4 protein-coding genes are annotated in these 2,967 nt (G+C 67.3%); 1 reads left to right on the forward strand and 3 read right to left on the reverse strand.

The window, feature by feature from the left end; translation table 11 throughout:
* The 3 genes from UG56_RS27300 to rplJ form a co-directional block, all read right to left on the reverse strand.
* Positions 1–252: ATP-binding cassette domain-containing protein (locus tag UG56_RS27300; protein ID WP_143055229.1), on the reverse strand; the 252-nt coding region annotated here is incomplete at its 3' end.
* Positions 253–645: 393 nt separating this feature from the next.
* Positions 646–1,035: a 50S ribosomal protein L7/L12 gene (gene rplL / locus UG56_RS27305; RefSeq protein ID WP_045547017.1), complete on the reverse strand. Its 390-nt coding sequence runs from the start codon at positions 1,033–1,035 to the stop codon at positions 646–648.
* Positions 1,036–1,126: 91 nt separating this feature from the next.
* A complete protein-coding gene (rplJ, locus tag UG56_RS27310; RefSeq protein WP_008362879.1) occupies positions 1,127–1,708 on the reverse strand; it encodes a 50S ribosomal protein L10 in 582 nt (193 codons plus the stop codon).
* A gap of 248 nt (positions 1,709–1,956) precedes the next feature.
* Here rplJ and UG56_RS27315 point away from each other — a divergent pair, with 248 nt between their 5' ends.
* A complete protein-coding gene (locus UG56_RS27315) occupies positions 1,957–2,946 on the forward strand; it encodes an aldo/keto reductase (protein WP_045547016.1) in 990 nt (329 codons plus the stop codon).
* Positions 2,947–2,967 lie beyond the last annotated feature (21 nt).

The raw sequence follows: 2,967 nt of genomic DNA on the forward strand, positions 1-2,967 counted from the left end.
GCCGAAGAGCTTGCGGACCTCGTAGAGGTCCTTCTCCGAGCAGGTGGCGATGTCGACGCCCTCGATGATCACCGAGCCCGTGTCGGGCTTGATCAGGCCGATCAGCGTCTTCAGGAGCACGGACTTACCCGTACCGGACGGACCCAGCATCACGCTGATCTCGCCCGCAGGCAGCGTCAGCGTGACATCTTTCCAGATGAGCTGCTTACCAAAGCTCTTGGTCAGCCCTTCGATCTTTACGTCTACACCCATCCGGGCCGGCTCCCTTCCTGTTCGCGGGGGTCTCCCTCAAGTCCCCTACTGCCCGACTAACGGCAGAGTGTGACGGGGGTTACGCACTTCCTGCGACACGCGTCACACTTTTGTAAACCATAGCGGTCTGCGTGCGGCGACGATGATCACCACCCGAGACGGACTCCCCCTGCGAACACGTCGACGGTCGGATCGCGACCGCCGCGCTCGGCGTGTGTTCAAGATAACGAAACAAACCGCGGGAGGCTACTCCCGAGTAGCCTCCCGCGGTGGGGCGATCGCAGTGCTGCGCTGCAGACTGACCGATCTGTTGCGGAACTGTTTCCGCGATGTAGCAAGCCCGGGCCCGGCGGAAACCGCCGAACCCGGGCTCGCAGGGCCGAAGCCCTCAGATCACTTGACGGTGACCGTGGCGCCGGCGGCCTCGAGGGCCTCCTTCGCCTTGTCAGCGGTCTCCTTGTTGGCGCCCTCGAGGACGGCCTTGGGCGCACCCTCGACCAGCTCCTTGGCCTCCTTCAGACCGAGGGAGGTGAGGCCGCGCACCTCCTTGATGACGTTGATCTTCTTGTCGCCAGCGGACTCGAGGATGACGTCGAACTCGTCCTTCTCGGCAGCGGCCTCGCCGGCCGGGGCGCCCGGGGCGCCGGCAGCGGCGGCAACGGCGACCGGAGCGGCAGCGGTGACACCGAAGGTGTCCTCGAAGGCCTTGACGAACTCGGAGAGCTCGATGAGGGTGAGCTCCTTGAAAGCGTCGAGCAGCTCGTCGGTGGAGAGCTTCGCCATGATGGCATTTCCTTTCGTGGTGGCCCTGTGCGTTTTTCTGTGAGTACGCGGCAGGGCCGGGTTACAGGTGGTGGTTAGTTACGACCGGGGCTCACGCCTCGGCCGGAGCCTCCTCGGCGGCAGCCGGCTCAGCGGCACCACCTGCGAGGATCGAGGGGTCCTCCGCGGCCTTGGCCTCGAGAGCGGCAGCGAGCTGCGCGGTCTTCGAGGGCAGAGCGTTGAAGGCGTACAGAGCCTGGGACATCGTCGCGGTGAACGCGCCCGCAAGCTTGGCGAGCAGGACCTCGCGCGACTCGAGGTCGGCAAGCTTGCCCACCTCAGCAGCGTCGATGGCCTTGCCGTCGAGGTACCCGCCCTTGATGACAAGGTTGGGGTTGGCCTTGGCAAAGTCACGCAGACCCTTGGCCGCCTCGACGACGTCACCCTTGATGAAGGCGATCGCGGTCGGGCCGGTCAGCAGGTCATCGAAGCCTTCGATGCCGCTCTGGGAGGCAGCGATCTTGGCCAGCGTGTTCTTGACCACGGCGTAGTTAGCGCTCTCACCGAGCGAGCGACGAAGAGTCTTCAGCTCACCTACGGTGAGACCACGGTACTCGGTCAGCACGACACCGCTCGAGGCGCTGAACTCGTCAGCGATCTCGGCAACGGCAGTCTGCTTGTCAGCCCGCGCCATGGGTCTCCTTCTTCCGGGAATCGATCCCACCGGCGAGGGCCCGTGAATGACAAACGCCCCGAGCGCAGGCTCAGGGCGTGACGTGTGTTTCTCGTCGTGCTCTTCACCTACGCTGGCCGTCCGCATCCTGCGGAACCTTCGATCGGGTGCATGCACACCTGACAACCGGCGGTCTCTGGTTTCGAACAACAATTATGCGTACGCCGCGGGGCGCGGCCAAATCGACGGCGGGCGCTACCTTTGCGGGCATGGAGAGCCACACCTTCGGAAGGATCGGGCGCTCGGCGTCGGTCATCGGTCTCGGCACCTGGCAGCTCGGCGCCGACTGGGGCGAGGTCAGCGAGTCTGACGCCCTGGCGGTGCTCGAGGCCGCGGTGGGCGACGGGGTCACCTTCCTCGACACCGCCGACGTCTACGGCGACGGCCGCAGCGAGCAGGTCATCGGCCGGTTCCTGCGGTCGCACGACGGGATCTTCGTCGCGACCAAGATGGGCCGCCGGGTGGAGCAGGTGCCGTCGAACTACACGCTGCCCGCCTTCCGGTCGTGGCTGGACCGGTCTCGATCGAACCTCGGGGTCGACACGATCGACCTGGTGCAGCTGCACTGCCCGCCGACGGAGACGATCGAGTCCTCGGCGACCTACGACGCGCTGGACACCCTGGTCTCGGAGGGAGTGATCGCGGCGTACGGCGTCAGCGTGGAGACCTGCGACCAGGCCTTGGCTGCGATCGCGCGGCCCCACGTGGCCTCGATCCAGATCATCCTGAATGCGTTCCGGCTCAAGCCCCTGGACCGGGTGCTGCCGGCGGCCGCGGAGGCGGGTGTCGGGATCATCGCGCGGGTGCCGCTCGCCTCGGGCCTGCTGTCGGGCCGCTACTCGGAGTCGACCACCTTCGCCGCCGACGACCACCGCACCTACAACCGCCACGGCGAGGCCTTCGACGTCGGCGAGACCTTCTCCGGCGTCGACTTCGCGACCGGCGTGAAGGCGGCCCAGGAGTTCGCCGCGCTGGTGTCCGAGCACGGCCCAGAAGGCGCCACCCCCGCGCAGGTCGCGCTCGCCTGGGTCGCTCAGCAGCCCGGCGTCACCACCGTCATCCCCGGCGCCCGCAACACCTCCCAGGCCCACGCGAACTCCGCCGCCGGCTCGCTCCCGCCGCTCTCCGACGAGCTGCTCGCCGGCGTACGCCGGATCTATGACACGCACTTCCGCGAGGCCGTCCACTCTCGCTGGTGACGATCCCCCGCCGAGGCGGCG

This window comes from Nocardioides luteus, from assembly GCF_000960475.2.
Lineage (GTDB): Bacteria > Actinomycetota > Actinomycetes > Propionibacteriales > Nocardioidaceae > Nocardioides > Nocardioides luteus_A.